We start from the raw sequence: 25865 nt of genomic DNA on the forward strand, positions 1-25865 counted from the left end.
CAAAATTTGGCGAAACATATTATGAAACATTTTGCCTAAAAAAAGAGTATATCAAACTATAATTTATTGATAGCAACATGAAACTACATTACAAAAAAGAACATACTTCATGCACTAACTATAAAAGCGAGTCGTATGAAGGGTTTGGAATAGGGAAGTTTACAAAAGGAGACAGCTTCAACAGTCAGACTTTATCTGTCAAAACAAATTTCTTGATCTTCATCTTGGCAGGCGAAGTAGAGATAGTCCCCAAAGGGGCGAAAGCAAGAAGAGCAAAAGCCAAAGAATTCTTTTTCATCTCGGCATTATCAACTTACGAGATACAGGTCCGAGAGTCCGGACGATATATTTATATGAGCTTCCTATACAGTGACATCAAACTCTGCGAAAAGTACATGTTAGAGAGCTATTTGAAAGCCACAAAAAGTATCTGTAAAGACATTGAGATACTACCTGTACGACATCCGCTGAACTTGTTTTTAGAGTTAATGGAAGTCTACCTGAAAGCGGGGGTTAATTGTAAGCACTTGCATGCCATTAAAGAAAAAGAAGTCTTTATTATTTTAAGAACAAGCTATAACAAACAAGAGATCGTAAATCTGTTTCATGAGATCATCGGAATGAACGTAAGTTTTAAAGCGGCTGTCTTACTCCATGCAGATTATGTAAACAGCCGTGAAGAATTAGCGCAAGCAATGGGAATGAGTATTACCGATCTTGCCAGAAAGTTCAAGATGGAGTTTGGTGAATCAGTATATTCATGGTTGATGAAACAAAAAAACAAGAGAATTATCAGCCAGCTGAGCCAGCCTAAAACGACCATTAAGGAAATTGTGTATGAATTTGGATTTTCCTCCGCTGCCAGTTTTAATAAATACTGCAAAAAGAATTTCGGCAATTCACCAAGAGAACTGGTCAAGCAGTTAAAAGACAACCATACTGATAGACAGAAGATTAAAACATAGAACCGGACAAGGTAAAGTAAATGGTCGTTTTGGATAAGTGATTCTTTTCGCAGGTGCATTATCTTTGCACCCGACAAGCAAGAATCACTAAAGTAGCTTTATGGCTAATGAAGCCAAAGATATGTTTAATCCGGATTTTGCTCTTGTCATCTATCCTATTGAGATAGATGGAACTACAACTGTCCCAAACGGAAAAAGCACTTAAAAAAAACTCTGACTACGCACGAGGTACTTTTCCAAGGACCGATCAGATATAGCCTCCTACCGAAGCCGCAACTTTCTCGTTAATCTTATCGATAACTTCATTGTTAAAAGACTGAAGGTAAATTTGAGTTGTGGCTTCGGAAGTATGCCCAAGTCCCTCACTGATAGATGCGACAGAGAACCCCTCTTCTTTAGCGATTGTAGCCCAGCTATGACGCGCCACATAGGTAGTCAGCACAAGCGGAAGATGCAAGCGTTTTCCCAAACGCTTCAGCAAACGGTTGACATTACCCAAGGCATAACGATACTGGATATAAGACGTACGATCCGAAAAAGAGGTAATATACGGTAATACATAAGGATAAGAATCCCGATATTTCTCGATCAAAGCCGCCAGAGGAGGAATCACACGAACTTGCATACGCTGCCCGGTTTTATTACGCTCATAATAAATGATTCCATTGATTATCGAGTCATGTTTAAGAAAAACAATATCTACAAAAGGCATACCACGGGCATAGAAGCTAAACATAAAAAGATCCCGGGCGCAATCCATCAAAGGCTCAGACGACAGATCAGCGGAAGCTATACGGGCAATATCATTTTTGCACAAAGCACGCTTCGCAGTCTCTTGATTCTGAAGCCTGAGTTCTCGGAAAGGAGACTCGGATCCCATATTTATACCTTGTCTTCGAGCTTTGTTATAAACGGCACGAAGATTACGAATATACATACTAACGGTATTTTCAGAAATACCTCGCATACGCAAAAAATGGATATAATCCGTAAGAAAGCAATAGGTCAGCTCACGAAACGTAATCCTCTGCCCACGCAAAAAACGACGTAAAGAGTACAACCCGCTCAAGTACAGCCCTGCCGTACCGGAACGTCCTTCCTGCCGGAGCCTCTCTATCTCACGCACAGTAAATGTATCGACATATCGCAAATTACGTTCCGCACGGTACTTATCCATTAGTTGAGACAGGCTAAAGTCCGGCATATTCTGTTGGAGAAAAGCAAAAACCTTCAGCAATCGTTCACGCTCCTGAGAGATAGCATCATTAATAACGCTTAAGTCCTTGCGTTTAAGATTTCCGGTTGCCGAATAGACAACACGCTCACGCTCTGCAGAGAAATTAGAAGTATGAATCTTCCACCCAAGAGAATATTCACTTTTACGCCTGTGATATACCACACGAATAATAAGAGGATAAATCTCACAATCATTGTTACGATGGGTATTTAACAATACCCTGATACTTAACTTTCCAATTTTCTTCTCCAAAATAAATTATTATTTATAGATTCATTATGTTATATATAAAATACAAAAATAGAAATTCTCAACGTCCCTATAACAAATAAAAAAGAAAATAGATGAATAAGGAATAAGAAACTCTACTAAATTGCTTCCGACTCAACATAAACCTGTTTTATATATAATAAGGTATAAGACAAATCTGATATCACAAAAGAGAAAGTCAGCAAATAAAAAACGCAATTAACCATTATCAGTTAACTGCGTTTTAATATTGTAGCCCCGAGGAGAATCGAACCCCTATCTAAAGTTTAGGAAACTTCTATTCTATCCGTTGAACTACAGGGCCATGATAGATATCGACTGCAAAGATAACGCATTCTCCCGATTTGGCAAACCCCGAAGAATAGATTTATACAAGAAGAATATGCAAATACCTCCTATATCAATAAAGAATAGACGAGCGATCACAAGAATGAACTCAAAACACAAAAAACGAAAGAAAATTCAATTAAAATACAATCATATATCTACCTATCAAGCCGATTGAAGAGCAATTCGTCAGAAGAAGGGTGAAGAAGCAATATCAATCTGCTTGTCAGAATGCCTATATTCGGACAAAATGCAGACATTTTGCTTACTCCGGAGAACAAAATAGCAGCAAAACGGGTATCTTTTAATAAAGCCCTACAGATAAATCAGAAAAGATTTTGTTAAGTCACTTAACTTTGCGAACTTTGCCTGCCACATATATAGGGAAGTGACAAACAAAAAAGACACGCTGGTGGTTAATATTCTAAGAACACACTAACACCGGTTAATGTTAATCCTAAATTTAAATATATAAATAGAATTATGGCAGACGAAATGATGGTTAAAGAATTGGAGGAAGTGGTTGTTCGCTTCTCCGGCGATTCCGGCGACGGTATGCAGTTGGCCGGCAACATCTTCTCGAACGTGTCGGCTACGGTTGGAAATGACATCTGTACATTTCCCGATTATCCGGCAGATATCCGTGCTCCGCAAGGGTCGCTGACAGGTGTGTCAGGTTTTCAGGTACACGTTGGCGCAAGTAAAATATTCACCCCCGGTGATCATTGCCACGTATTGGTAGCCATGAATCCCGCCGCACTGAAAACTCAAATTAAATTCTGTAAACCGCAGGGACTGGTCCTCACTGACTCCGACTCCTTCGGAGAAAAAGATCTGGAAAAAGCACAGTTTAAAACAGGCAACCCTTTTGAAGAGCTGGGAATCAAACAACAAGTGCTCGAAGTGCCCATCTCATCGATGTGCAAGGAGAGCCTCAAAGACTCCGGACTGGACAACAAAGCCATGCTGCGTTGCAAAAATATGTTCGCCCTCGGATTAGTATGCTGGTTGTTCAACCGTAACCTGTCCGCCGCAGAGAAAATGTTGAACGAGAAGTTCGCCAAGAAACCGGAAATTGCCGCTGCCAACATCAAAGTGCTGAACGACGGTTACAATTATGGAGCCAATACGCACGCTTCTACTTCCACTTACAAAATTGAAAGTAAAACTCCGAAAGCCGCAGGACTCTATACCGATATCAATGGTAACAAAGCTACATCGTACGGTCTAATCGCCGCTGCGGAAAAAGCCGGGTTGGAACTCTATTTAGGATCATATCCTATTACTCCCGCTACCGACATCCTGCACGAGCTTGCAAAACATAAATCAATGGGGGTGAAAACCGTTCAGTGTGAGGACGAAATTGCCGGATGTGCTTCGGCCGTTGGTGCGGCTTTTGCAGGCGATCTGGCTGTAACAACGACTTCGGGACCGGGTGTCTGCCTGAAAAGCGAAGCCATGAACCTGGCTGTTATTGCCGAACTGCCATTGGTCGTAGTCAATGTACAGCGCGGGGGACCTTCTACCGGTATGCCAACCAAATCGGAACAAACCGACCTGTTGCAAGCCCTCTACGGACGCAATGGTGAAAGCCCGATGCCCGTCATTGCAGCCACTTCGCCCACTAACTGCTTTGATGCCGCCTACATGGCTGCCAAAATAGCTCTTGAGCACATGACTCCGGTAGTACTGCTGACCGATGCCTTCATCGCCAACGGTTCTGCGGCCTGGAAACTTCCTAACCTGGACGAATATCCGGCTATCAAACCGCCGTATGTGACACCGGAGATGGCCGAAACATGGACTCCGTTCCAACGTAACGAAAAGAGCGGCGCGCGCTATTGGGCCGTTCCCGGAACAGAAGGATTCATGCACCGCATCGGCGGACTTGAAAAGAGTAATGAAACAGGTGTGATCTCTACAGAACCTGAGAACCACCAGAAAATGACGCTTCTACGCCAGGCTAAAATAGAAAAGATAGCCGACAGCATCCCCGAACTTGAAGTACAGGGCGATACTGATGCCGACCTGTTGGTAGTTGGCTGGGGCGGTACTTATGGACATCTCTATTCAGCTGTGGAACATATGCGCAAAAACGGAAAGAAAGTGGGACTTGCCCATTTCCAATATATCAATCCGCTGCCTAAGAACACTGCTGAAGTACTGAAGAAATACAAAAAGATCGTGGTGGCCGAACAGAACCTGGGACAATTTGCAGGATATCTGCGCATGAAAATGCCCGGATTGAATATCAGCCAGTTCAACCAGATAAAGGGCCAGCCGTTCGTAACGAGAGAACTTGTAGAAGCATTTACTAAATTATTGGAGGAATAAGAGATGAGCGAAACAGCATATACAGCAAAAGATTATAAATCAGGCCAGCCTCGTTGGTGCCCGGGATGTGGTGACCACGCTTTCCTGAACTCTCTGCACAAGGCCATGGCCGAACTGGGAGTAGCTCCACACAACATTGCCGTAATCTCCGGCATCGGTTGTTCTTCCCGTTTGCCTTATTACGTCAACACTTACGGTTTCCATACCATTCATGGACGTGCAGCTGCTGTCGCAACAGGCGCCAAAGTAGCTAATCCGAATTTAACCATCTGGCAGATTTCCGGTGACGGTGACGGGCTGGCCATTGGCGGCAATCACTTCATCCATGCGGTACGTCGCAATATCGACCTGAATATGATTTTGTTGAACAACCGTATCTACGGTCTGACTAAAGGTCAATATTCTCCGACTTCCGACCGTGGTTTCGTCAGCAAATCGTCTCCTTACGGAACCGTAGAAGACCCGTTCCATCCGGCAGAGCTCTGCTTCGGAGCGCGCGGACGTTTCTTTGCGCGTTGTGTAGCAGTAGACGGACCGGCATCTGTCGAAGTCCTGAAAGCTGCCGCCAACCATAAAGGGGCATCAGTCGTAGAAGTTTTGCAAAACTGTGTCATCTTCAACGACGGCACACACGAATCGGTAGCAACCAAAGAGGGACGTTCTAAGAATGCAATCTATCTGGAGCATGGCAAACCGATGCTCTTCGGTGAGAACAAAGAATTCGGACTGATGCAGGAAGGTTTCGGACTGAAAGTGGTGAAAGTAGGCGAAAACGGCATTACGGAAAAAGACATCCTGGTTCACGATGCCCACAGCCAAGACAACACTTTGCAACTGAAGTTAGCACTGATGGAAGGACCGGATTTCCCGATTGCACTCGGTGTGATTCGTGACGTGGAAGCTCCAACCTATAACGATGCAATCGTTGAACAGATCGACGAAGTGAAAGGCAAAAAGAAGTATCACAACTTCAAGGAGTTACTGATGACCAATGAAACATGGGAAGTAAAATAAAACACCCTTCCCGTTAATTCATATGATCTAAAAATAAGGGGTATCGTTCAACGATACCCCTTATTTTTAGATCATATCTGTCCCAGCATCGTTTCATTCCTTCCATGTATGCTCTGGTCTGTATTTCTTCACAAACAATTCCGGTCTGTCCGTAGCCAACACATCCACCCCAAGTTCAATAGCTTTCCGGTCGGACTCTTCCACATTGTCGGTGCCCAATGCCAACGCAAGCACCCTCAATCCTTTTTTATGGCAACGCTCCACCAAATGCTTATCCAATGAATCGATCCGGATAACTGCAATATCAGGGTTTATTTCCGCTATAACCTTATCAAGTTCGGCACCACCTCCCACATACGCTTGCAAAGTCCGTACTTCAGGAGCCGCCTCACGAAATGCTTTTGCTTGTTTGTCCGACCAGAAAGTGAATGTACAATTTTCCAGCATTCCTTCTCTGCGCACCAGGCCGAGCAATTGCCCGAAGTCCCCCGAACGATAATCGAGGGTCAGTTTTAATCCGTTCTGTTTAGCCTTGCGCAATAAAACCTCCAACCGGGGTACACGCTGCCCCCTGAACTCTTCTCCGAACCACGAACCTGCGTCCAGCGTATCAATATCCGCCGAAAGCCATCCGGAAATCGGTCCTGTTCCATTCGTCGTACGGTCTAAAGTAGAGTCGTGTAACAAATAAAATACACTGTCCTTGCTGATACAGACATCACACTCCATAAAGTCAATCTTATACTTTATACAAGAATCCGCTGAAGCCAACGTATTTTCCGGCGCGATGCAATCGGCTCCCCGGTGCCCGCTCAGTTCCGGCAGCCGGACGGGATCACTCTTACAAGCCCCGACCGATAAAGCAAAAGACGTATAAACAGCTATTGAGAATATTTTAGAAAATTTATTTTTCACTTTAATTATATCTTTCCACGTTTCATTATAGTGGTGACAAAGATACATAAATCTCTTCTTTCTTGCTTGCCATCAGAAACCATTTTATAAAAAAACAGCCTGCCTTCTTCTCCCCGACCCATAATCAGAGAGCAAGAAGGCAGGCTGTCCGGTCATCACCTTTTCTATCTTTTTTACTCTTTCTCACCGAAAGCAAGATCGCCCGCATCGCCCAAACCGGGAACAATATACGAATGCTCATTAATCTCAGGATCGATAGCGGCACACCAGATCGTAGTTTTATCTTCCGGCAGAATAGAGGCTATATGGTCTACAGCCCTCTGGCTGGCAATAATCGAAGCGACATGAATCTCAGAAGGATGCCCCTTGGTCAGCATAGCCTGATAACTCAGCTCCATACTGCCACCTGTGGCAAGCATCGGGTCTGTAATGATAAGAGTTTTTCCGTCAATACGCGGTGAAGCGATATATTCAATATGTATGTCAAATTTCAGCGTATCTTTGTACTTGCGATAAGCTGAAACGAACGCATTCTCAGCATAATCGAAGTAACTCAGGAAACCCTGGTGGAAAGGCAGGCCGGCACGAAGTATCGTACTGATAACTAACTGATTGTCCGGTGTACTAACAGGTGCTATTCCCAACGGGGTCTGTATCTCCTTTACCGAATAAGCGAACGTCTTGCTCATTTCATAAGCCATTACCTCGCCGATACGTTCAATATTACGGCGAAAACGCAAGCGGTCGTTTTGAACCTCAACGTTCCTTATCTCTGATACATACTGATTCAATATTGAGTTTGTCTCACTTAAATTAATAATCTTCATCTTTTCAACTGCGTTTTAATATTCAGGTTTTATACGGTGCAAAGTAAGTGATAATCTTTCAATTTGCAACGTTCAGTTTGCAGATATTGTTACGTAAATATAAAACGGTTTCTATTAAAGAAAAATTTCTCTAATATATTCTTTGTTTCCAAAGAAAGCATTACTTTTGTAGTCGATTTACAAGGGTATGTTTAAAAACATTCCTCTCCAAATGCCAGAAAGAGATAATAAACAATATACCAATTTTAATTAATTCAAAAGAAAATGGCAAATTTAGATTTAAGCAAGTACGGTATTACAGGTGTTACTGAAATTGTGCACAACCCGTCTTACGATGTATTGTTCGCTGAAGAAACCAAACCGGGTTTGGAAGGTTTTGAAAAAGGTCAAGTAACAAACATGGGCGCTGTAAACGTTATGACTGGCGTTTATACAGGACGTTCTCCTAAAGATAAATTCTTCGTTAAAGATGCTACCAGCGAAAACACAGTATGGTGGACTTCTGAAGAATACAAAAACGACAACAAACCGGTAGACCAGAAATGCTGGAACGCCGTTAAAGATTTGGCAACTAAAGAACTTTCTAACAAAAGACTGTACGTTGTTGACGCATTCTGTGGTGCTAACGAAAATACTCGCCTGAAACTGCGCTTCATCATGGAAGTAGCTTGGCAGGCTCACTTCGTAACAAACATGTTCATCCGTCCGACAGCTGAAGAATTGGCTAACTTCGGTGAACCTGATTTCGTTATCATGAACGCTTCTAAAGCTAAAGTTGAAAACTACAAAGAACTGGGTCTGAACTCAGAAACTGCTGTTGTATTCAACTTGACTGAGAAGATCCAGGTTATCCTGAACACTTGGTATGGTGGTGAAATGAAGAAAGGTATGTTCTCTTACATGAACTACTTGCTGCCATTGAAAGGCATGGCTTCTATGCACTGCTCTGCTAACACAGATAAAGAAGGTAAGAGCTCAGCTATTTTCTTCGGTCTGTCCGGTACAGGTAAAACAACTTTGTCTACTGACCCGAAACGTCTGTTGATTGGTGACGACGAACACGGATGGGACGATGAAGGTGTATTCAACTTCGAAGGTGGTTGCTATGCTAAGGTTATCAACCTTGACAAAGAAAGCGAACCGGACATCTGGAACGCTATCAAACGCGACGCTCTGTTGGAAAACTGTACTGTAAACGCTGAAGGTGAAATCAACTTCGCTGACAAATCAGTAACAGAAAACACTCGTGTTTCTTATCCTATCTACCACATCGAAAACATCGTTAAACCGGTGTCTAAAGGTCCTCACGCAAAACAAGTTATCTTCTTGTCAGCTGACGCATTCGGTGTATTGCCTCCGGTATCTATCCTGAACCCGGAACAGACTCAGTACTACTTCCTGTCTGGATTTACAGCTAAATTGGCTGGTACAGAACGTGGTATCACTGAACCGACTCCGACATTCTCTGCTTGCTTCGGTGCTGCTTTCTTGTCACTGCACCCGACTAAATACGGAGAAGAACTGGTTAAGAAGATGCAGAAGACCGGTGCAAAAGCATATTTGGTTAACACAGGCTGGAACGGTACCGGCAAACGTATCTCTATCAAAGATACTCGTGGTATCATTGACGCTATCCTTGACGGTTCTATCGACAAAGCTCCTACTAAGGTTATCCCTTACTTCGACTTTGTTGTTCCGACAGAACTTCCGGGTGTTGATCCGAAGATCCTTGATCCTCGCGATACTTATGCTGATCCTGCACAGTGGGACGAAAAAGCAAAAGATCTTGCAGGTCGTTTCATCAAGAACTTCTCTAAGTTCACTGGAAACGAAGCTGGTAAGAAGTTGGTTGCTGCTGGTCCGAAACTTTAATCAGACAAAGTTAACAACTTTAAATAACCGAAAGGCGACTCCGCAAGGAGCCGCCTTTCTTTTTATCCTGTACTACAAAATCCACCGATTAGCATCTTTTCTTAATTAACATTGTTAATACCGTTTTCATATTACTTTTTTCCTATATGCAAACAACAAGTCTTCTGCTTGTAAAAGACTTGTTATTTGTTAGCAGAACGCTTGTTTTAACAAGGTGTTAAAACAAACGTTTCAATATCAAAAATCTCACACTCCATTTTGCTGATTTTCAAGATATCAGATAAAAAACAAGCCCTATTCTTTAAATATATCGCCATTCTTTTCTCAAAGACATAATTGTCGTTCTGATAAGTAGGCCCCCGCTTGGAGATAGAAAAAAACGTTAGCTGACCGATACAAGCCTCCGATATGGATACGGAATAAATCTTGCAAAAATGATATTTGCGGAAAGAACGGAATTATCTAATTTCTCAGAATACGATAAACCACATTGAAAAAATCGACAACCCTTATAAATGATATAATAAAAACAATGATAAAAATTTCAGCAGAAAAATAGCATAAGTTCTTTCAGTACTTAGGAATTATACGGAAAGACAACAGATAGCTCTTAGAACCAGTTAACCATTGCATTTGCAATTATTAGTATTTATTATGGGGTCAAAGATAACAATAAGTTAATATCCCTACAACTTTTTACTATATTTTTTTTATACCAACGTAATTTACATAATAAACATTTAATATTATTAAGATTTTCATTTATTCGGTTAGCACTGAAATGGCAGAAGAAACATGCGGATAGCGTTCACAACTCTTCCCATAAACAATAATCAACTATATTCCAGATACATATATAAGTAAAAGGTAGAAAATAGGTATTATACCTCCCACTCAAAAGCATTAAAATATTCGGCCAAGCATCTTCACCGTTTTACACTCCACTTAGTACACCATTAATAATCAATCTAATACAGATGGTAAAAGTACTGAAAGAACCTATCTCATTTAGCTCTATTTTTTCCAGATAACAATCAGCATAGTTCAGCAAGGTTATTGAACAGACTTAATATTATAAACCAAAAGCTAATGCCTATGAGAACCTGAAAGAATCCTCCCAAATCGATGTAGATTAGACAGTCTGATCTATATCCTCCAAATCACATTTTTATGTTTAACCGAATAATTTAATGTATGACAAAAAGAACTAACCTGTTTCCGAAGCTCACATGCCCTCGAGAAATGCACTTTTTGAAAATAGCAGGCATCAGTCTCCTGTTATTCTGCACGACATCACAAGTTGCCGTAGCAGACACTTATGAAACATATGCTGTTACAGCCACACAGCAGAGTAAAACGGAGAAACTCACAGGTAAAATAGTCGATGAAAACGGAGAAGCCATTATCGGTGCCTCTGTAAAAGTACAAGGAAGCACTATCGGCACCATTACCAACCTGGAAGGAGAATTCACTCTGTCCAATGCTCCCCGCAAGGCCGTACTTGAAATCAGCTACATCGGATACAAACCGTTGGAAATCGCTATTGGAAAGTCCAGAGATTTGCGTATCACCATGGAAGAAGACACCAAGACATTAGATGAAGTCATCGTGGTAGGTTATGGCACGACTTCCAAACGTAAAACCACTGCTGCCATTGCCAGTGTCAACACCGAAGACATCATCAAAGCACCAACGGCAAACATCACCCAAAGCCTGGCGGGACGTGCGCCGGGTCTATTGGTTACAACCAGCGGTGGAGGTCTGAACAATTTCTCCAGTATCTCTATCCGCGGTGGAGGTACTCCTCTATATGTAATCGACGATGTTATCTCGGAAGAACGCGATTTCCGCAATCTGAATGCTGAGGATATCGAACAGATCACGATTTTGAAAGACGCCGCTTCTACTGCCGTTTACGGAGCACGTGCCGCCAATGGTATTGTAATGATAGTCACCAAGCAAGGTAAAGCAGGAAAAATGAGCGTCAACTATAACTTTAACTATAACTGGAGCCAGCCTGCCAATATGCCCAATAAACTGGATGCTCACGATGCAGCCTTCTACAAGAACATGAGTATGACCAATGACGGATTGGCACCGGCTTATACGGATGCCGAGCTAGAATTGTTCCGTAACGGGTCAGATCCACGTAAGTACCCCAATACAGACTGGCAAAAACTCTGTTTGAAGAACTTCGCACCGGAAATGCAGCATACCCTGACCGTTACCGGTGGTAGTGAAAAGATAAAAGCATACACTTCACTGGGATTCTACGATCAGAAGTCACTCTATAAGTTCGACGTAAACAGCTTCAAACGCTATAACTTCCGTACAAACATTGTAGCGGACTTCAAAGAAATAGGCTTGAAAGTTACTTCCAGCATCGAAGCTTATAAGACGGACTTAAGATCGCCCAATGCCAAATCAGGAGACAGCTATTATCACACCTGGGGACATATCCAGAATAAAGCTCCCTGGGAAATAGCTTATAATCCGAACGGACAGATATTCAACACGCCGGACAACCCATTGATGGAAATCTCCCCCGAAGCCGGATACACTAAGAACGAAAACCTCAGTGCCATAGCTAACCTCGCACTGGAATGGAGTGTACCTTATGTACCGGGCCTGCGATTAAAAGCACTGGGTAACTACCGCATCAACAACGACAAGTCAAAGAGCTGGAAAAAATCACCTTTAGCATATGACTGGGACGGCAATCCCAACGATCCGGGCAAACCTTCACTGAGTAAGTCTTACTCAAACTGGTCATCGTACACCGTGCAAGGTTTTGCCAATTACGACCGCACTTTCAATCAGGTACACACGATCAGCGCCACAGCCGGTATCGAAGCTTACAAACTCTTCACTGACGACTCATCATTATCCCGCGAAGAGTATTTGCTGGATGTAGACCAAATCGGTGCAGGTCCTGTATCTACAGCCAAAAACAGTTCTTCGGAAGGGGAACAAGCACGTGCCGGTGTAGTAGCCCGACTGAAATACGACTATGCCAGCAAATATGTGGCCGAAGTTAGTCTCCGTTACGACGGTAGCGACAACTTCCCCCGAGGCAAACGCTGGGGAACATTCTATGCCGGATCTCTTGCATGGGTCATCTCGGAAGAAAGTTTCTGGAAGACATTAAAGGACCGTCATATCTTCGATCAGTTCAAAGTGAGAGCTTCTTATGGAGAGATCGGTTCAGACGCTATCGGACGCTATGCCTACCTCCAATCATACGGACTAAATGATCGTGGTTACCTGCTGAACGGAAGCTGGTATCCGGGATTTTCCGAAGGCGCTCTGGTAAGCAAAGATATTACGTGGTACACCACCCGTGACTTCAATATCGGCTTCGACTTCGGATCGCTCAACAACCGTCTTTCTGGTTCTGTAGACTATTTCCGCAAAAGTACCAAAGGTTATCTGACCTCTCCGTCAGCAGTAGCTTATACTGACCCGTTGGGTATCGCATTACCCAAAGTAAAGTCAAACGGTGAATTCATCCGCCAGGGTGCTGAGTTTATTCTGCAATGGAAAGAGAAGAGAGGTGATTTCGAATATACACTTTCGGGCAATTTTACTTACTTTGACCAATACTGGAATATCAACCCGAATGAAGCGGAGACAGATACCAAAAACCCATACAAACGCACGACTCAAGCCAAAGGATATTGGGGTATCGGATACGACTGTCTGGGCTATTACCAGAACCAGGAAGATATAATGAACTCACCTAAAAGACAGAGTTCCACCAACCTGGGTGCAGGAGACCTGAAATACAATGACTTCAACGGTGACGGTATCATTGATGGCTCCGACCAACACCGTATCGGTAAAAACAGTATGCCTCGCGGTCAATATGGTTTCAGTGCCGACTTAAACTATAAGGGTTGGTTCATGAACATGCTGTGGCAGGGAGCCACTCCGGCCGATCTCTACATGGGTGGTATGATCCAAGGAAGCCAAAGCGGCAGCGGCTATCCCCCTGTTATCTATGACTTCCAGACCGATGTATGGACTCCGAATAATACGGGAGCCCGCTATCCACGTTTGAGAAGTACGGCAAGCTACAATGGCAGTAACAACTACGGCAGTTCGGACTTCTGGCTGATCAACACAGGGTATCTTCGTCTGAAGACACTATCCATCGGTTACGATTTCAAACATAAATTACTGAAAAGAGTAGCATGGATGAATAAATGCAACGTTTCTCTGAATGGTTATAACTTATTGACTTTCAGTAAAGCGAATAAGTTCGATATCGACCCGGAAATCGGTGACGGAAACCTTTATACCTATCCGGTTTCAAGAGTATACTCCATCAGTGTCAATGTAGGATTCTAATAATATGAACTTAAAAAGAAGACAATATATGAAATTCATAAAATACATCACTCCCGCGCTCTTTTGCGCAGCACTGACACTCCAGAGCTGTGAACACTTCCTGGATACGAAGCCTATGGAATCTTATTCGGAAGACCTTGTCTGGAGTCTGAAATCAACAGCGGACGCCTTTGTATTGCAAACTTACAACAACGTCCTGCCATTCTACCACGATATCCGTACCGAAGAGCAATGGACTCTAAACTCGGTCATGCGGCAAAATTGCCCGAATGAAGCCAGAGACCTTATGAACCGCGACTGGGGATGGGGATTCAACCAGTTCGGTACCATCCGCCGATGTAATCTGATCATCGAAAAATCGCAAGCGTCTACAGGCCTGTCCGATGCTGATAAAAAAGCACTGGTAGCCGAAGGAAAAATGCTGCGTGCCATGACCTATTATTACATTGCCAAACATTGCGGACGCGTAATCTGGGTTGACCATGTACTGGCAGAAACCGATGAATTCAACCTGCCTCTCACAGAATCTATCGACAAAACATACGATTTGATTCTGAAAGATATAGACGATGCCATCGCAGGATTGCCCGAATCATCCTTGCAGGGACGTATCAATGCCAATGCCGCGCGTGCGTTGAAATCAGAAGTCTGTTTAACGGCAGCTGCCTACAGCACAGACGACACACGTAAAAAGTCACTCTTTGAGCAAACTGTAGCTGCTGTAGACGGTATACAAGGATACACACTGGACAGCAATTATGGCAGCATGTTCAATCAGGATGGCGCCAAAACTTCTCCCGAAATCATCCTGGCACGATATTATAGCAAAGATAACACAAATGGTGCAGGAACACTTATGCAGGAGATGCTGCCTAACCAAAGCAACAAGCGCTTGGAGGACTACGGAGGACGTCCGTTCTTTAATCAGGATCTGGTGTTTGAATGCTGGCTGGAACACTCGCCTTCTCAAAACCTGGTAGACGATTATTTAGTGATTGACCAGACCACCAACCAAGGTGTGAAATGGAACAAGTCGACACAGTTTCTAAACAATACAACCGCGTTATCCAATGCCGATGTAGCCGACATGGCCGTAGATGCCAAAGAACTGGACGCCAGCAGTCTGGCATACAGGACAAACAGCAGTGATCCCAATGTACAGATCAACGATTTTATCTACAAAAACCGCGACCAGCGCTTCTACCACTCCATCCAGTATGATTCATGTATGTTCTACAATGAACTGATCACCCTCCACAAGGGAGGAAACCTACACAGAACAGCTGTAGACGGTAAAACACCGGGCAACGGATATATCCCTATAACAAACTACATCTGGCGCAAATATATCTATATCAATGCCGAGCGCATTTTTTGGAACAATCCGACGGATTACCATTATGTCATCTTCCGCTATGGCCGCGCGTTGCTGAATAAAGCCGAAGCGTTGCTCGGACTGGCCAAATACGATGCATCGAAAGTGAGCAGTGCGGTAGCTACATTCAACCAGACGCGTACCACTCATGGCAATCTTCCTCCTTCTATTGCCACTTCACTGGCTGACGCATGGAACGATTACAAGATTGAACGTCATGTAGACTTAGCTTTGGAGGGTGATTATTACTGGAGCTTGTTGCGTTGGGGCATGTACGGAGGAGAAGCCAACCACGGAAAGCCTGCAGGAGACATCATTCCGGAACTGAGTTCACCGGCAACTTTTATTGAAATCAGCCAGGACAGACACCGCATGTTTGTAGGTACCGTAGGTTACACCAACGCCGACCGTACATTCTCTAAGAAGCGTTACCTGTTCCCGATTACACAAAGCATTATCAATGCCAACTCTGCCATCAATGACAGTGACCAGAACCCGGGATGGTAAACGTAGTATTTCATTAATAAACTAAAGAAAAGTAATATGAAGAGAATCAAATTATCAGATACGAAATGGCTCATGTTGCTATTGATGTGTATGCCACTCATCGCTTCATGCAGTAAAGAAGACCTGCCCGCCTACGAAGAGGCGGAAATAACCAAAGTAGGCGCTTACCACCGCTTCTACTCCGGTGATAAGGATGCCCTCACCGGAGAAAACATTGTGGCTGAAAAGGAATTGGACCGTACAAACGACATTGACTCCGACAACGGAATTGCTACAGCCGTATTTACAATTCCTGCCGCAGGAGGCAAATTTACAGAGGCTGAACGCGCCAAGGTATCATTGAATAACCTCGTGGTTTACGTCAATATATCTACTGCTGCACGTGTCACCCCATTGGACGGTTCACCTAAGTTCGGTGTACCTGCCGATTGGACCCAAGAGCATAAATATAGCGTAATGGCTGCTGACGGTACAAAGAAAATCTGGACTATAAAAGTTAGTCTTAATAAATAGCCCGCATGATTATGGCTTATAAAAGTCACAGATTTCAATAGGTAAGTATTGCTTAATTTTAAAGCCGTTGGTGAACGCGTTTATGAGAATAAATCGTGATCCAACGGCTTTTATCTAACTCCTCACCGATCTCTAATTCAGAAAAATTATATACCTTTAGATCCCTCAATAGTTTCCGTCACTGATCTTATTAAATAATACATAAAACGAGAGATTAAATACCATGAAAAAGTATCTGCACATCTTATCCGCATTTTCTTTGCTTTGCGCTACCGCCTATGCGCAACAGAAAGATACCATCTACATCACCGATTTCGGAGCAACCCCGTACTCGTACGAAAACTGCGTTACGCAAATACAGGCAGCTATTGATGAATGTAAACGTACAGGAGCCAAGGTGCTTTCACTCCCCAACGGACGCTATGACATCTGGCCCGAAGGGGCTACCCGCAAAGAATACTTCATTTCAAATACATCGACAGAACAGGAATGCCCTTCGAAAGTAAAGACTGTGGGACTGATGCTGGACAAAATCAATGACCTGACCATCGAAGGAAACGGAGCCACACTGATGTATCATGGAAAGATGACAACCCTTGCTCTGGAGCATTGTAACCACATAAGAATCAACAACCTGCATATCGACTTTGAACGGCCGGCAGGTTCTGAGGTTCAATATAAGAAAGTGACCGAAGGAGAAACAGAAGTATCCGTACACCCCGACACACGCTATGAAATCGTAAATGGAAAAATCAACCTGTATGGCGAAGGATGGCGTTCAAACAAGAATCATTGCATCGAATACAACCCGGATACGGAATCTTTCACATACAGCCAAGGATGGAATATACTGGCAAACTCTGCCGCCCAAGAGATTTCTCCCGGAATCATTCGTTTTACAACCCCGGCAGGATTCACGCCTAAAGTGGGAAATACGCTGACCATTCGTGATATAATCCGTGACCAGGTAGGGCTTTTCATACTCGAAAGCAAAGACATTACACTAAGCAGAGTGCAAATGCATTATATGCATGGGTTAGGCATCGTCAGCCAGTATACCGAGAATGTAACGATGGACAGAGTCAGGTGTGCCCCCCGCCCGGGAAGCGGCAGGCTACTGGCAGCCTCAGCAGACATGATGCACTTTTCAGGATGCAAGGGAAAAATTCTTATCGATAGCTGTTATTTTGCCGGAGCGCAAGACGATCCGGTAAATGTGCACGGGACCAATCTGAGAGCCATTGAAAAAGTAGATGCGCAAACACTCAGATTACGATTTATGCACGGACAAAGCTATGGGTTCAACGCTTATTTCAAGGGAGACACAGTGGCTTTTGTCAGGGCGGCTACCATGGAACGCTTTGCCCGGGCAACAGTCCGGAATGTAGCACGAATATCAGACAGGATATTGGAAGTTCGCTTTGACCGGGATATACCGACAAGTATGGAACTCAACCATGATTGTATAGAAAACATGACTTGCACGCCGGAAGTGGAGATACGTAACAGTTACTTTACACGAACCAGTACAAGAGGTACTTTGGTTACTACTCCAAGAAAAGTAGTGATAGAGAACAATACGTACTACAAAACAGGAATGAGTGCTATCCTGATCGAAGCTGATGCCGAGGGATGGTATGAATCGGGACCGGTAAAAGATGTATGGATCAAAGGGAATACTTTCATAGACTGTGCCTACAACGGAGGTCCGGGGCATGCCGTCATCGCCATACATCCTTCCAACAAAATCGTTGATGCCTCGCATCCGGTTCATCAGAACATCCGTATCGAGAACAATACTTTCAAGACATTCGATTGTCCGGTACTCTATGCCAAAAGTACGGCAGGACTCTTATTCAGGAATAACACCATTACCCGTACACGAACCTTCCCCGCCACATCCGGCAATCCGTATACCTTCTATCTGAACGGCTGCAAAAATGCAGTGATAGAAAGCACCGTGTTCGAAGGAGAAGTGTTGGGGCGGAACATAAAAACAGAAAACATGAAAAGAAACCATCTGAAAACAACGCTTAAATAACCCACCCGACTTATGAACAAACCTTTATCGACCACCCCGCCCCGCTTGGCGTCACTGGACATTCTGCGAGGATTCGACCTCTTTCTACTCGTCTTTTTCCAACCGGTGTTATGGGCATTGGCACACCAACTCAACGCTCCCTGGCTGAACAGTATCCTTTCTCAGTTCGATCATGAAGTGTGGGAAGGGTTCCGCTTCTGGGATCTGGTGATGCCCCTTTTCCTCTTCATGACAGGAGCTTCCATGCCCTTCTCTTTCTCGAAGTTTAAAGACGATCCGGATAAGGGTACCATCTACCGTAAAATCATCAGGCGTTTCATCCTATTGTTTATTTTCGGAATGATTGTACAAGGCAATCTGTTGGGCCTCAACCCCAAATACTTGTATCTATATTCCAATACCCTGCAAGCCATTGCTACAGGCTATCTGATTGCCGCCATCATCCTGTTGCATTGCAGCTTCCGCCGGCAACTGATCGTTACTGCCCTGCTATTATTAATCTACTGGGCCCCAATGACCTTTCTGGGGGACTTTACACCGGAAGGAAACTTTGCCGAAAAGATAGACAAGCTGGTATTGGGACGTTTCCGTGACGGGGTATATTGGAATGAAGACGGTACCTGGAACTTCTCTCCGCATTATAACTACACCTGGATATGGAGCAGCCTCACCTTCGGAGCTACCGTAATGCTGGGTACTTTTGCCGGAAAGATAATGAAAGCCGGTAAAGATAACCGCCAGAAAGTAGTACGGACATTGCTGGTGATCGGCATAACCCTGGTGGCTTTCTCGCTGGTATGGAGTCTGCAAATGCCGATCATCAAACGGCTGTGGACAAGCAGCATGACACTTTTCTCAGGAGGACTTTGCTTTCTGCTGATGGGTGCCTTCTATTACTGGATAGACTATAAAGGACACAGCCGCGGACTGAACTGGCTGAAAATATATGGAATGAACTCAATTACAGCCTATATTTTAGGGGAGGTGGTCAACTTCCGCTGCATAGCAGCATCTGTCAGTTACGGATTAGAGCAATACCTGGGCGGTTATTATCCGGTATGGCTCAGCTTTGCCAATTATCTGATTGTATTTCTTATTCTGAGGATCATGTATAAACAGAAGATATTCCTGAAGATCTAATCACATACAAACAGACAGAGCGTTTAACAAACCATCTTTATAAGTATGAAAAGACATGTACTATCACTCGCACTCTTGTTATTTATAGCAGGAGGCACAGGGCTGATAAAAGCCCAAAAATCGCAGAACTATCTGTACGAAGTTCCTTCCCGCCCGTGGGAAGAGTCCTTCGGAAATCACCGGGCCGTACTGCAAATAGAAAAACCAGCACAAGTCGTGACTCTCGACTTTGAATGGCGGCGTCCGGATAAGGATGTGGACAACAAGCGGTTCCTGATTATCCATGCAGCAACCGGAGATACCGTCCGCAACATCCGCCGGATGGAAGTGAACAATGAACACTGCCGTCTGCAATTCGGTCCGGTAGAGAAAGAAGGTACTTACTACTTCTATTACTTGCCCTACCGGGTACAAACAGGATATGGGTTCTATGGCGGCGGATACCTTCCGAAAGAGAGTACACCGGACACAACCTGGCTGATCCAAGCCCAAACGACCCGGAGAAACCCGCAAGCCACAGTGGTAAAAGTTGAGGCACGACAGGCTTTCGACAGTTTTTACCCGATGGAAATAGCCTCCACGGCAAAAGAGAAAGAGAACTACATCAATCGGAACAAAGCTGCACTCTATCTGTTTGCAGAGGACCGCAGATATCCCATCCGGATGCGCAACGACCTCCCCACTAAATGGTTGACACATAAACAGGGGGAGCTGTTTCGAGGAGAAGCAGCTCCCAATGAATACTATACTTTCCAAATCGGAGTATGGGCTGCCAGAAACAAGGCCGACCGGATCGGTTATCAGGCTTCTTCCCTCCGGTGTGGCGAAGAAATAATTCCGGCAACCGCCATCACTTGTTTTAATGTGGAAGGTACAGACCCTTACGGAAAGACCTTCAAGAAAGAAGTAAACGTAGCCGAAGGAAAAGTGCAGGCCCTTTGGTTTGGAATAGATATTCCCGGAGGACAGAAAGAAGGCGTTTACACGGGCACTATCACTATCAGCAATGCCGCCGGAGCGCAAGGTACAATCCCCGTAAGCATACGGATCACGGGGAATCCACTGCCCGACAGAGGGGACAGTGAATTGTGGAGATACAGCCGCCTGAGATGGTTGAATTCAACCTTGGGCATTGCCGACACCCCCACTGCTCCTTACACAGCTATGACGATGGAAGAAAACCGTATCGGATGTCTGGGACGCACCATAACGGTGGACGAAACCACAGGATTACCGGCACAAATACGTTCGTGGAATAACGATGTGCTGAGTAGTCCCGTACAGTTTGTGATACAAACGGACAGCGGAGTGAAAGAACTGAAAGCAGGCCCCCAACTGACGGAACAGACAGCAGGCCATGTCGCAGGAAGTTGGAGAGCCGAAGATGAAGATGTAGCCGTAGACTGCAAAGCAATCATGGAGTTCGACGGATGGATGAATTATATATATACCATTACCCCTAAAAAGCGAATAGAGGTGAAAGATATCCGTTTGGTACTGCCGGTCAGAAATGAAATAGGAACTTACTTCCTGGGCATGGGTCTTCCGGGACAAGCCACTCCTCAACAGTATGACGGAAAATGGGATGCCCCCGAGAAAACGGTGAATAATTTCGGAGTGTCTATCCCCACATCCAAAGAACAACAATGGTTATGGCCATTCGACAGTTTCTGGATCGGAAACGAACATGCAGGTATCCACTGTGAATTCAGAGGCAGCACCTACAGCGGTCCGCTGTTGAATCTGTATCGTCCGGCCTATCCGGAAAGCTGGTTTAACGGCGGTAAGGGCGGCTTCTCTATACGGAAAGAGGCTGATGGAGTGAAAGCCGTGGCATATAGCGGAGCACGTACACTGGAACCCGGCCAATCCATTACCTTCGACTTTGCCATGATTGTCACCCCGGTAAAACCACTGAATATGAAAAGCCAGTTCACGGACCGCTATTATCACAATGGCCCCAAACCCACACCGACACAGGCGGACATCGACGCAGGAGTACGCATCATCAACGTCCATCAGGGAAACGGCTACAACCCATTTATCAACTATCCCTTCCTGACAGTCGATAAGATAAAAGAATTCACCAAAGAGTGGCATGCCCGGGGATGCAAAGTAAAGATATACTATACGCTGCGCGAACTAAGCAACGCTACCGCCGAGATATGGGCCATCCGCAGCTTGGGACATGAAATACTGAGAGGCGGAGACGGCGGAGGATTCCCTTGGTGCCGCGAACACTTCGTAACGGATTATACACCGCAGTGGTACGAGCACTTTGACTATACCAACGAACAGGGTATCACGGCCGATGCATCCATACTAACAGCGGAAGGAGACTCCCGATGGTATAACTACTATATAGAAGGATTACGTTGGATGGTACAGAACCTGGATATCGACGGTATCTATCTGGATGACGTTTCCTTCGACCGCCGTATCCTGAAACGAATGCGCCGGGCAATGGAAAGCGTAAAACAGGGATGCCTGATCGACTTGCATTCGAATACTGGATTTTCCAGGGGACCTGCCAATCAATATACGGAGTTCTTCCCGTATGTAGACAAACTATGGTTCGGCGAGAGCTTCCTTTATGATAAAATGACTCCGGCCAACTGGCTCGTAGAGTCATCAGGTATTCCGTTCGGACTAACAGGCGACATGCTGTACAGAGGAGGTAACGCATGGTTGGGAATGCAATATGGAATGACCGTTCGTTATCCATGGTATACGGAAGGAGTCAACTGCGATCCGCGACAGGTATGGAAGGTATGGGATTCATTCGGCATTGCAGATGCCGCCATGCTCGGATTCTGGGAAGAACACCCGGCCGTCTCCACATCCGACGAAGCTGTCAAAGTCACTGCCTACCGCAAGCCGGGAAAAGTCCTGTTATCCTTAGGTAATTATTCGGATGAAGTGAAGACCGTAAAGCTGAACATAGACTGGGAACAGACTGGGCTGGATCCACAACAGGTGAAACTCATGGCACCCGGGATTCCGGACATGCAACAAGCCACTGAATGGGATATCAACGCTCCGATTGTGACAGCTCCCCGAAAAGGTTGGCTGATCTATATAATCCCAAAGTAAACATTTTATAGTCTGCACAAGATTCAAGGTTTTTCTTTATCTTTGTGCAGACTATGATCAACCAATACTAACTAATCCTAATAACACCAAAAACATGAAGAAACTTTACTCACTTCTCTTCACTGCCTTGTTTGCCCTGCCGGCTGCACATGTTCATGCTACCGATTACACACAAGGACTCACCATCTGGTTCGACACACCGAACACACTGCAAGGAAGAGCTATCTGGTACGGAAGCCGTCCCGACCTTTGGAAAGGCGAGAACAAACCGGAAAGTGCAGGAGACACAGCCAGAAACCCGGATGCCAACTGGGAGTCACAATCTTTACCGATAGGAAACGGAAGCATCGGTGCCAACATCATGGGCTCGATAGAGGCAGAACGCATCACTTTCAATGAGAAAACCCTCTGGAGAGGGGGGCCTAACACCTCAAAAGGAGCAGAAGCCTACTGGAATGTGAACAAGCAATCGGCACACGTACTGGACGAAATACGCCAGGCCTTCAGTGAAGGAGACCAGAAGAAGGCTGCAATGCTGACACGTAAAAATTTCAATAGCGAAGTGCCTTACGAATCGAATCGTGAAAAGCCTTTCCGCTTTGGCAACTTTACCACTATGGGAGAATTTTACGTAGAAACCGGGCTGAGTGCTGTGAACATGAGTGGTTACAAACGTATTCTATCACTGGACTCGGCACTGGCCGTAGTGCAATTCAAGAAAGATGACGTAGCCTACGAGCGCAGTTACTTCATTTCCTATCCGGCCAATGTGATGGCAATCCGTTTCAAGGCAGACCGCCCGGGCAAGCAAAACCTGACTTTCAGCTATGCTCCCAATCCGGTGTCAACGGGAAGTATGACAACCGATGGCAGTAACGGACTCACATACACCGCCCACCTGGACAACAACGGTATGCAGTATGTTGTACGCATCCATGCCACCACTAAAGGCGGAACATTGTCAAACGCAGACGGAAAAATAACCGTAAAAGACGCGGACGAAGCAGTATTCCTCATCACTGCGGATACGGACTATAAAATAAACTTTGATCCGGACTTCAAGGATCCCAAAACATATGTAGGAGTAAACCCTGCCGAAACCACCCGCCAATGGATGGACAATGCCGTAAGCATGGGATATGATGTATTGTTCAAGCAACATTATGATGACTACGCCGCCTTGTTCAACCGGGTGAAGTTGCAGTTGAATCCGGATCAGCAAAGTGCCAATCTGCCTACAGCCAAGCGTTTGCAAAACTACCGGAAAGGACAACCGGACTTTTATCTGGAAGAACTCTATTATCAGTTCGGACGCTACTTACTTATCGCCAGTTCGAGACCGGGTAACATGCCTGCCAACCTGCAAGGTATCTGGCACAATAACGTAGATGGACCATGGAGAGTGGACTACCACAACAACATCAATATACAGATGAACTACTGGCCGGCTTGCCCGACTAACCTCAATGAATGTACACTTCCGTTGGTGGACTTTATCCGTACACTGGTAAAACCGGGACAGAAAACAGCACAGGCTTACTTCGGAACAAGAGGATGGACCGCATCCATTTCAGCCAATATCTTCGGATTTACCGCCCCGCTCGAAAGCGAAGATATGTCGTGGAACTTTAATCCGATGGCCGGTCCCTGGCTGGCAACACACATCTGGGAATATTATGATTATACCCGTGACAAGAAATTCTTAAAAGAAACCGGATACGATTTGATTAAGAGCAGTGCTCAGTTTGCTACTGATTTCTTATGGCGTAAACCGGACGGAACCTATACGGCAGCTCCTTCCACTTCGCCCGAACACGGACCGATTAACGAAGGGACTACCTTTGTGCATGCCGTGATCCGCGAGATTTTGCTGGACGCCATCGAGGCAAGCAAAGTACTCGGAGTAGACAACAAAGAACGCAAACAGTGGCAAGAGGTACTGGCACATCTGGCTCCATACAAGATAGGACGTTACGGGCAGCTGATGGAATGGTCGAAAGACATCGATGATCCCAAAGACGAGCATCGTCATGTAAACCATCTCTTCGGACTGCATCCGGGACATACCCTCTCGCCTATCACCACTCCCGACTTGGCTAAAGCCGCAAGAGTGGTACTTGAACATCGCGGTGACGGAGCAACCGGATGGAGCATGGGATGGAAACTCAATCAATGGGCACGTCTGCAAGATGGCAACCATGCTTACAAGCTTTTCGGTAACCTGCTGAAAAACGGTACACTGGATAATCTGTGGGATACTCACCCGCCTTTCCAGATCGACGGGAACTTCGGAGGTACCGCAGGTATCACAGAAATGCTGTTGCAGAGTCACATGGGATTCATCCAATTACTCCCTGCATTACCGGACGCTTGGAAGGACGGAAGTATAAGCGGAATTTGTGCAAAAGGGAACTTTGAGGTGGATATGTCATGGAAAAACGGACAACTTGCAGAAGCCACCGTTTTCTCGAAAGCCGGTGAACCATGTACAGTAAGATATGGCGATAAAACTCTTTCTTTCAAAACAAGCAAAGGCAAAGTTTATAAATTGGCAGTAGAAGCCGATCGCCTGATCGTCAAATAATACTTCATAGTAGGATGATAAAATAATATCCCCGGAGGAAAAATATTTTTCCTCCGGGGATATTATTATTTCGTCACATCGTTATTCCTATTTATAAAAGAAAGTCTTCACACAGTCCCCCATACACACATGCCATTCAGGCTGTATCCAACTATTACTGTTGTTCTACCATATTTTTATAAGATCTACAAAGTATCAAATTTAACATTTCCATTTTAGGGAGGGGTATCATTCCAATATAGAAACGAACAATGCCAAACAAGACAGAAAATCGGAAGAAAAATAAAATCTCAATAAAAAGAATCAAGTAAACAAAAGAAAGTTTCTATAATTAAGAGAATCTCATTGCTAAAATAAAAAAAGAGAAGAAATTTAGTTCTCACGGAACTTATCACATTTAGATCTTTTCTTCAAGTATGCTTTAATCTTCGCCCTATTCCCATTTAATATTTTTCGTTAACACAGGTTATCATGTGTTTATAAACTCACAGTATCTTTTGG

General features: G+C 44.7%; 14 protein-coding genes and 1 tRNA gene. 11 read left to right on the forward strand and 4 right to left on the reverse strand.

All coding sequences use genetic code 11. The features are described from left to right. Positions 1 to 77 precede the first annotated feature (77 nt). The gene (locus QK890_RS17230) at positions 78 to 965 is read left to right on the forward strand and encodes a helix-turn-helix domain-containing protein (RefSeq protein WP_195317743.1); all 888 of its coding nucleotides are present in this window, start codon (positions 78 to 80) and stop codon (positions 963 to 965) included. Between the two features lie 247 nt (positions 966 to 1212). Here the strand turns inward: QK890_RS17230 and QK890_RS17235 are convergent, their stop codons facing one another. Further along, positions 1213 to 2454 (reverse strand): site-specific integrase, encoded by a 1242-nt coding sequence (locus QK890_RS17235; RefSeq protein ID WP_032539127.1) that lies wholly within the window; start codon positions 2452 to 2454, stop codon positions 1213 to 1215. 250 nt (positions 2455 to 2704) lie between these two features. After that, positions 2705 to 2776: transfer RNA gene (locus tag QK890_RS17240), tRNA-Arg, on the reverse strand. 506 nt (positions 2777 to 3282) lie between these two features. Between QK890_RS17240 and QK890_RS17245 the strand changes: the two genes are divergently transcribed. Further along, positions 3283 to 5133 carry a 2-oxoacid:acceptor oxidoreductase subunit alpha gene (locus QK890_RS17245; protein ID WP_250704418.1) on the forward strand — a complete coding sequence of 617 codons (1851 nt, stop codon included), beginning with the start codon at positions 3283 to 3285 and terminating at the stop codon, positions 5131 to 5133. A gap of 3 nt (positions 5134 to 5136) precedes the next feature. Further along, complete coding sequence (locus tag QK890_RS17250; RefSeq protein WP_250704417.1) at positions 5137 to 6147, forward strand: 2-oxoacid:ferredoxin oxidoreductase subunit beta; 1011 nt, start codon at positions 5137 to 5139, stop codon at positions 6145 to 6147. Positions 6148 to 6240: 93 nt separating this feature from the next. Here QK890_RS17250 and QK890_RS17255 read toward each other — a convergent pair whose 3' ends face one another. Together QK890_RS17255 and upp are read right to left on the reverse strand one after the other, a co-directional pair. Beyond that, on the reverse strand, positions 6241 to 7110 hold the full coding sequence (locus QK890_RS17255; protein ID WP_227560282.1) for a glycerophosphodiester phosphodiesterase family protein: 870 nt from the start codon (positions 7108 to 7110) through the stop codon (positions 6241 to 6243). Between the two features lie 125 nt (positions 7111 to 7235). Continuing rightward, positions 7236 to 7889, reverse strand: a complete 654-nt coding sequence (gene upp / locus QK890_RS17260) for a uracil phosphoribosyltransferase (RefSeq protein WP_005811733.1) — start codon at positions 7887 to 7889, stop codon at positions 7236 to 7238. Positions 7890 to 8153: 264 nt separating this feature from the next. On the opposite strand from upp, the gene pckA reads away from it, so the two are divergent. The 8 genes from pckA to QK890_RS17300 all read left to right on the forward strand — a co-directional run bounded on the left by pckA (position 8154) and on the right by QK890_RS17300 (position 25364). Further along, positions 8154 to 9761, forward strand: coding sequence for a phosphoenolpyruvate carboxykinase (ATP) (gene pckA, locus QK890_RS17265; protein WP_005822373.1), 1608 nt, complete (start codon positions 8154 to 8156; stop codon positions 9759 to 9761). A 1194-nt stretch (positions 9762 to 10955) separates the two neighbouring features. Further along, the gene (locus QK890_RS17270) at positions 10956 to 14111 is read left to right on the forward strand and encodes a TonB-dependent receptor (protein WP_250704416.1); all 3156 of its coding nucleotides are present in this window, start codon (positions 10956 to 10958) and stop codon (positions 14109 to 14111) included. Positions 14112 to 14139: 28 nt separating this feature from the next. Continuing rightward, on the forward strand, positions 14140 to 15993 hold the full coding sequence (locus QK890_RS17275) for a RagB/SusD family nutrient uptake outer membrane protein (protein ID WP_005822374.1): 1854 nt from the start codon (positions 14140 to 14142) through the stop codon (positions 15991 to 15993). A 36-nt stretch (positions 15994 to 16029) separates the two neighbouring features. After that, positions 16030 to 16506: a hypothetical protein gene (locus tag QK890_RS17280; protein ID WP_005781788.1), complete on the forward strand. Its 477-nt coding sequence runs from the start codon at positions 16030 to 16032 to the stop codon at positions 16504 to 16506. Positions 16507 to 16729: 223 nt separating this feature from the next. Then, positions 16730 to 18547: a right-handed parallel beta-helix repeat-containing protein gene (locus tag QK890_RS17285; protein WP_005781786.1), complete on the forward strand. Its 1818-nt coding sequence runs from the start codon at positions 16730 to 16732 to the stop codon at positions 18545 to 18547. A gap of 12 nt (positions 18548 to 18559) precedes the next feature. Next, on the forward strand, positions 18560 to 19687 hold the full coding sequence (locus QK890_RS17290; protein ID WP_250704415.1) for a DUF5009 domain-containing protein: 1128 nt from the start codon (positions 18560 to 18562) through the stop codon (positions 19685 to 19687). Between the two features lie 45 nt (positions 19688 to 19732). Next, positions 19733 to 22780 (forward strand): glycoside hydrolase domain-containing protein, encoded by a 3048-nt coding sequence (locus QK890_RS17295; protein WP_250704414.1) that lies wholly within the window; start codon positions 19733 to 19735, stop codon positions 22778 to 22780. Between the two features lie 94 nt (positions 22781 to 22874). After that, a complete protein-coding gene (locus QK890_RS17300; RefSeq protein ID WP_032539120.1) occupies positions 22875 to 25364 on the forward strand; it encodes a glycoside hydrolase N-terminal domain-containing protein in 2490 nt (829 codons plus the stop codon). The last annotated feature ends 501 nt before the right edge of the window (positions 25365 to 25865 follow it).

The organism is Bacteroides sp. NGMCC 1.200775, from assembly GCF_040798045.1.
GTDB lineage: Bacteria > Bacteroidota > Bacteroidia > Bacteroidales > Bacteroidaceae > Bacteroides > Bacteroides hominis.

Coding starts and splice junctions, on each gene's coding strand:
- upp (WP_005811733.1), bottom strand. CDS start 7,889: ATGAAGATTATTAATTTAAGTGAGACAAACTCAATATTGAATCAGTAT.
- QK890_RS17230 (WP_195317743.1), top strand. CDS start 78: ATGAAACTACATTACAAAAAAGAACATACTTCATGCACTAACTATAAA.
- QK890_RS17280 (WP_005781788.1), top strand. CDS start 16,030: ATGAAGAGAATCAAATTATCAGATACGAAATGGCTCATGTTGCTATTG.
- QK890_RS17245 (WP_250704418.1), top strand. CDS start 3,283: ATGGCAGACGAAATGATGGTTAAAGAATTGGAGGAAGTGGTTGTTCGC.
- QK890_RS17250 (WP_250704417.1), top strand. CDS start 5,137: ATGAGCGAAACAGCATATACAGCAAAAGATTATAAATCAGGCCAGCCT.
- QK890_RS17295 (WP_250704414.1), top strand. CDS start 19,733: ATGAAAAGACATGTACTATCACTCGCACTCTTGTTATTTATAGCAGGA.
- QK890_RS17290 (WP_250704415.1), top strand. CDS start 18,560: ATGAACAAACCTTTATCGACCACCCCGCCCCGCTTGGCGTCACTGGAC.
- QK890_RS17255 (WP_227560282.1), bottom strand. CDS start 7,110: ATGTATCTTTGTCACCACTATAATGAAACGTGGAAAGATATAATTAAA.
- QK890_RS17270 (WP_250704416.1), top strand. CDS start 10,956: ATGACAAAAAGAACTAACCTGTTTCCGAAGCTCACATGCCCTCGAGAA.
- QK890_RS17300 (WP_032539120.1), top strand. CDS start 22,875: ATGAAGAAACTTTACTCACTTCTCTTCACTGCCTTGTTTGCCCTGCCG.
- pckA (WP_005822373.1), top strand. CDS start 8,154: ATGGCAAATTTAGATTTAAGCAAGTACGGTATTACAGGTGTTACTGAA.
- QK890_RS17275 (WP_005822374.1), top strand. CDS start 14,140: ATGAAATTCATAAAATACATCACTCCCGCGCTCTTTTGCGCAGCACTG.
- QK890_RS17285 (WP_005781786.1), top strand. CDS start 16,730: ATGAAAAAGTATCTGCACATCTTATCCGCATTTTCTTTGCTTTGCGCT.